Annotated in this window: 6 protein-coding genes; all 6 read left to right on the top strand. The window is 63.3% G+C overall.

Annotated elements, in window-relative coordinates:
- Positions 1-1,244, top strand: a 1,244-nt coding sequence (locus tag Q0139_RS09220; protein WP_298020540.1) for an NADH-quinone oxidoreductase subunit M, incomplete at its 5' end; no start/stop codon positions are given.
- A complete protein-coding gene (nuoN, locus tag Q0139_RS09215) occupies positions 1,241-2,683 on the top strand; it encodes an NADH-quinone oxidoreductase subunit NuoN (protein WP_298020543.1) in 1,443 nt (480 codons plus the stop codon). The genes Q0139_RS09220 and nuoN, both read left to right, overlap by 4 nt.
- A 46-nt stretch (positions 2,684-2,729) precedes the next feature.
- Entirely contained in the window at positions 2,730-3,440 is a 711-nt protein-coding gene (locus Q0139_RS09210) for a biotin--[acetyl-CoA-carboxylase] ligase (RefSeq protein WP_298020537.1), read from the top strand.
- Positions 3,441-3,460: 20 nt separating this feature from the next.
- Positions 3,461-4,240, top strand: coding sequence for a type III pantothenate kinase (locus tag Q0139_RS09205; protein WP_298020534.1), 780 nt, complete (start codon positions 3,461-3,463; stop codon positions 4,238-4,240).
- A gap of 51 nt (positions 4,241-4,291) precedes the next feature.
- The gene (locus Q0139_RS09200; protein WP_298020531.1) at positions 4,292-5,932 is read left to right on the top strand and encodes a ribonuclease J; all 1,641 of its coding nucleotides are present in this window, start codon (positions 4,292-4,294) and stop codon (positions 5,930-5,932) included.
- 2 nt (positions 5,933-5,934) lie between these two features.
- Positions 5,935-6,213 carry a DUF1467 family protein gene (locus tag Q0139_RS09195; RefSeq protein ID WP_298020527.1) on the top strand — a complete coding sequence of 93 codons (279 nt, stop codon included), beginning with the start codon at positions 5,935-5,937 and terminating at the stop codon, positions 6,211-6,213.

Genomic DNA, 6,213 nt, shown 5'->3' with positions numbered 1-6,213 from the left:
AGACGCGCGTGCCCGAATATATGGCCGCCTTCCTGCCGATGGAGGCGCTGATGATCGGCGTGTTCGTCGCGCAGGACCTGTTCTTCTTCTACATCTTCTTCGAGGCCGGGCTGATCCCGATGTATCTGATCATCGGTATCTGGGGCGGTGCGGAACGGATCTACGCCAGCTACAAATTCTTCCTCTACACGCTGCTCGGATCGGTGCTGATGCTGATCGCGATGCTGTGGATGGTGAACGAGGCGGGCACGTCCGACATCCCGACGCTGATGGCGTACGATTTCCCGGTTAACGCGCAAATCTGGCTGTGGCTCGCCTTCTTCGCCAGCTTCGCGGTCAAAATGCCGATGTGGCCGGTCCATACCTGGCTGCCCGATGCGCACGTCCAGGCGCCGACCGCGGGTTCGGTCATCCTGGCCGGCGTGCTCCTCAAAATGGGCGGTTACGGCTTTATCCGCTTCTCGCTCCCGATGTTCCCCGATGCGAGTGCGGAGCTGGTCTGGATCGTCTTCGGCCTGTCGATGGTCGCCGTCGTCTACACCTCGCTCGTCGCGCTGGTGCAGCAGGACATGAAGAAGCTGATCGCCTATTCGTCCGTCGCGCACATGGCGTTCGTGACGATCGGCCTGTTCGCGTTCAACCGGCAGGGTCTCGAAGGCTCGATGATTGTCATGCTGAGCCATGGCCTCGTCTCGGGCGCGCTCTTCCTGTGCGTCGGCGTGATCTACGATCGCCTGCATACGCGCGAGATCGACCGATATGGCGGGCTTTCCGACAACATGCCCAAATACGCGCTGCTCTTCCTGCTCTTCACCATGGCCTCGATCGGCCTCCCGGGCACGAGCGGCTTTGTCGGCGAATTCCTCGCATTGGTCGGCGCCTACGAGGCGCAGAGCTGGGTCGCCTTCGTCTGCACGACCGGCATCATCCTCGGCGCCGCCTATATGCTCTATCTCTACTGGCGCATCTGTTACGGCACGATCGACAGCGACGAGGTGCGCGCGATGCCCGATCTTTCGGCACGCGAATTCCTGACGCTCGGCCCGATCGCGGCCGTCGTGCTCTGGATGGGCGTCTATCCCGAAAGCTTCCTGGCGCCGATGCGGCAGGATATCGGCGTGCTGCTCGATCGGATCGAGAGTGCCGCGCCCGCCGGTGATGGCCAGCTCGCCATGGGTGCGGGTATGCCGGAGGACGAACATCACGGTTCGGAAGAATCGCATGAAACGGAAGGCGCGCACTGATGGAATGGGAAACGCTTCTCGCCGTCGCGCCCGAACTGATCCTGACATTGGGCGGGACGGACCTGCTGCTCGTCGCGGCCTTTGGCAAGAAGCACAATATCGGTCGTCGCGTTTCGATTTACGCGGTGCTGCTGCTGATTGCCTGCGGGCTTTCGCTGATCGGGCCGGCCGGCCATGCAGGCCCGGTTTTCGGCGGCCTCTATAACGCCGATGCTTTCTCGACCTTCTCCAAGGTGTTGATCTACGGCACCGCGATCGCGTCGATTCTGATGGCGCTCCGCTTCTTCGAACGTGCGGGCGAGATGCAGCCCGAATATCCGGTGCTGATCCTATTTGCCGCGCTCGGCATGGGGTTCATGGTGTCGTCGGGCGACCTGATGACGCTCTATATCGGCCTCGAGATCCAGAGCCTCAGCGCCTATGTCCTCGCGAGTTTCATGCGCAAGGACACGCGTTCGGCCGAGGCAGGGCTCAAATATTTCGTCCTCGGCGCGCTTGCCAGCGGCATCCTGCTCTACGGCGTTTCGCTGCTCTACGGCTTTACCGGCACGACGAGTTACGAGGGCATCGCGCAGTCCTTCGCCGCCGAGATGTCGACCGGCAAGCTGTTCGGCCTCGTCTTCCTGCTGGCGGGTCTCGCCTTCAAGATCAGCGCCGTGCCGTTCCATATGTGGACGCCCGATGTGTACGAAGGTGCCCCGACACCCGTCACCGCCTTCTTCGCTTCGGCACCCAAGGTTGCCGCCGTCGCGCTGTCGATCCGTGTCGTGTTCGAAGCGCTCGGTCCGGCATCCTCGGACTGGCAGCAGATCGTGATTTTCGTCGCGCTCGCTTCGATCGCGCTTGGCGCCGTCGCCGCCATCGGCCAGAACAACATCAAGCGGCTGCTCGCCTACAGCTCGATCAACAATATCGGTTTCGCGCTGATCGGTCTCGCCGCCGCTACCGAAGCGGGCGTCGCAGCGACGCTCAGCTATATGGCTATCTACGTCGTGATGACGGTGGGAAGCTTCGTCTGCGTGCTGCAGATGCGCGATACGAATGGTCGTCCGGTCGAAACGATCGAGAGTCTGGCGGGCCTCTCGAAATCGCAGCCGGCGCTCGCAGCCGCCTTTGCGATCTTCATGTTCAGCCTTGCCGGAATCCCGCCGCTGCTCGGCTTCTGGGGCAAGTTCCTCGTCTTCGATGCGGCGGTGCAGGCCGGTCTGTTCCCGCTCGCCGTTATCGGCATCGCGCTCTCGGTGATCGGTGCCTATTATTATCTGCGCGTCATCAAGACGATCTACTTCGATGATCCGGCCGAGGACTATGTTCGCGCCGACAGCGTCATCGAAAACGGCATCATTGCGCTCACTGCGGCAGCGGTGTCGCCGCTCGGCTATCTCGCCGTGCCGTTCCTCGCGCTGACGGCGGGCAACGCGGCGGCGGTGCTGTTCTGACGCGTTGCGTCATCCCAGCTTTCGCTGCGATGACGGCGACAATCTGATGAAGCCCGAAATTCGTTCGGTCGCCGAGACCGGTTCGACCAACGACGATCTCATGGCTCTTGCGCGCGAGGGCGCGGGGGAAGGACTCTGGCTGCGCGCCGATGTGCAGACGACCGGACGCGGTCGGCAGGGCAGGGATTGGACGTCGCCCAAGGGCAACCTCTACACCAGCACGCTTGTGAGGCTCAAAGACGGTGATCCGCCGCCCGCATCGCTCGCGATGGTCGCCGCGATCGCGCTGTTCGACACCGCCCTGTCCTATCTCCCCTATGGGCGTTTCGTGCTCAAATGGCCGAACGACCTGATGCTCGACGGCGCCAAGGTCAGCGGCATTTTGCTGGAGCGGGAGGGTGACGCCGTGGTCGTCGGCATGGGGCTCAATCTTGCGAGCCATCCGACCGGTCTCGATCGCCCGGTCACCAGCCTTGCCGCCCATGGCGGGCATATTCCGCCGGATATCTTCATCGCGGACCTCGCGCCCCAATTCGCGCGCGTGCTCGATCACTGGCGCTCCAACCCGCTCTCCGCGACGATCGCGCAATGGCAGGGCCGGGCGCATGCGCAGGGAACGCCGCTGACAGTGCATGACGGCGGAGGCGATCCGGTTGCCGGCGTCTTCGACGGCCTGAACGAAGACGGCGCGTTGCGGCTGCGCTTGGAAGACGGCGAGGTTCGTGTCATTCACGCAGGCGACGTGTTTTTGGTCTGAATTCGCGCAAGGAACCGCCCATGCTGCTCGCCATCGATGCCGGGAATACCAATGTCGTCTTCGCGCTTGTCGAAGGTCGCGAGATTAAGGCGCGCTGGCGCATCGCCACCGATCCGCGGCGGACGGGCGACGAATATGCGGTCTGGCTGCATAATCTGATGGCACTGGAGGGGAAGGGGCCGGCCGATATCGAAGCCGTGATCATCGCCACCGTGGTCCCTCGGGCGCTCCATAATCTCGAGGTGCTTTCGACCAAATATTTTGATTGCGACCCGCTGATTGCCGGGCATGACCCGGTAAGCTGGGGCATTCAGCTCGACATTCCCGAACCGGGTAGCCTCGGCGCGGACCGGGCGGTCAATGCGATTGCCGCGCACGCGCTTTATCCCGAAGACCTGATCGTCATCGATTTCGGCACGGCAACGACCTTCGATGTCATCGATTACAGCGGCGCCTACAAGGGCGGGATCATCGCACCCGGGATCAACCTCTCGCTCGATGCGCTCGTCAACGCCGCCGCCAAGCTGCCGCGCATCGCGATCGAGGCGCCCGAGGGCAACATGTCCGTCATCGGCACGACGACGGAAAGCCAGATGCATATCGGCGTGTTCTGGGGCTATGTCGCGATGATCGAGGGGCTGGTCGAGCGCACGCGCGCTGAAATTGGCCGTCCGGCAAAGGTGGTGTCCACGGGCGGCCTCGCGACGCTGTTCGACGAGCATACACGGGTGTTCGACGCGATCGAGCCCGACCTGACGATCCAGGGCCTGGCCATGCTCTACGAGCGTTCCAAATCCTGAAAACTGGCGATGTGGCTGGCGTTCGTCGGATGGATGCGTCAATAGGCGCGCATGACCCCCAAAAATGAACTGATTTTCCTCGCGCTCGGCGGATCGGGCGAGATCGGCATGAACGTCAATCTCTACGGCACCCAGGGCAAATGGGTGATGGTCGATTGCGGCATGACGTTCGGCGATCCCTATTATCCCGGGATCGAACTGGTGCTGCCCGATCTGGAGTTCATCGAAGATCGGCGCGACGACCTGCTCGGCATCGTCCTGACCCATGGTCATGAGGACCATATCGGCGCGCTGCCCTATCTCGCCGGCGATCTCGGCGTGCCGCTCTATGCAACGCCGTTCACGGCGGGCCTGATCCGTCGCAAGCTCGAAGAAGCGGGGCTGGCCGGCGAGATCGAACTCAACATCATCCCGCGCGAACATGGCACGTTCGAGCTCGGGCCGTTCTCGTTCGATTACGTGCCGCTGGCTCATTCGATTCCCGAAGGCAACGCCGTCCTGATCGGCACGCCCTATGGCAATATCTTCCACACCGGCGACTGGAAGCTCGACGAGGACCCGCAGCTCGGCACGCCGAGCACCGAGCAGGAACTGCGCGCGATCGGCGACAAGGGCGTGCTGGCGCTCGTCTGCGATTCGACCAATGTCTTCAACGAAAGTGCCTCGGGCAGCGAAGGCATGGTGCGCGAGGAACTCGACGCGGTGATCGGGGAGGCGACGGGCAGGGTGCTCGTCACGACCTTCGCCTCGAACGCGGCGCGGCTGAAGACGCTGGGGGCGGTGGCGCAGGATTGCGGGCGTACGCTGTGCGTGGCCGGCCGCTCGCTCGACCGGATCATCGAGAACGCCCAGGAAACCGGCTATCTGAAAGACTTTCCAGAGACGGTCGATTTCGACACGGCGATGAAGCTGCCGCGCGACAAGGTGATGATCATCGCGACGGGCGGGCAGGGGGAAGCGCGCGCCGCGCTGGCACGGGTCGCCGAAGACAATCATCCGATCCGGCTGACCGCTGGGGACACGGTCGTGTTCAGCTCGAAGCAGATACCCGGCAACGAACTCGCCATCGGACGGATCCAGAACCTCCTCGCCGAAAAGGGCGTGACGATGGTGACGGACCGTCAGGCCGATATCCATGTTTCAGGCCATCCCGGCCGCCCGGAACTCGCCTCAATGTATGAGTGGATTCGTCCCGAGATCCTCGTGCCGGTTCACGGCGAGATGCGGCACATGGCCGAACAGGCGCGCTTCGGCGCCGCCCGGGGCGTTCCGCATACGATCGTCCAGCAGAATGGCGACGTCGTGCGGCTTGCGCCCGACGGGCCGGAGATTACCGGTCACGAACGCGCTGGCCGCCTCGTGCTCGATGGCGACGTGATCCTGCCCGCCGATGGCGAGACGATGAACGAGCGGCGGCGGATCGGCTATCGCGGCCTGATCGCCGTCACCATCGCGCTCGATGCAAAGGGCAAGTTGCGCGGCAGTCCTGTCGTCACGCTGGCCGGTATCCCGGTCGAAGATGAACGCGAGGAATGTGTCGATGACCTGATCGCCGCGGCGTCGGATGTGGTCGGGCGCGGCAAGAAAAGCGGCGAAGCGTTGCGTGAATCCGTCCGCCTCGCCGTGCGCCGCTGCGCGACCGAATGGACGGGCAAGAAGCCCGTCGTCCAGGTGTCGGTGATCGAGGTCTGACAATGCAGCTTACATCGATCGTCGCGATCTTCTTCCTGTGCTGGTTCCTCAGCCTGTTTTTCGTGCTGCCCTTTTACGCGAAGACGGCGCGCGAGGCCGGAGAAGAGATCGAGCAGGGCCATGCCGAAAGCGCGCCGCACCGATTTCCGGCCGGCCGCATTGCGCTGCGGACGACGATCCTTGCCGCGATCTTCTTCGGGCTGTTCTACGCCAATTATGTCTATGGCTGGATCGGCACCGATTTTCTGGACTTCATAAAGCCGGAGTCGATGCGGAACTAG

The organism is uncultured Parasphingopyxis sp. (assembly GCF_937129435.1).
GTDB lineage: Bacteria > Pseudomonadota > Alphaproteobacteria > Sphingomonadales > Sphingomonadaceae > Parasphingopyxis.
This window is presented reverse-complemented; position numbering and strand designations above follow the sequence as displayed.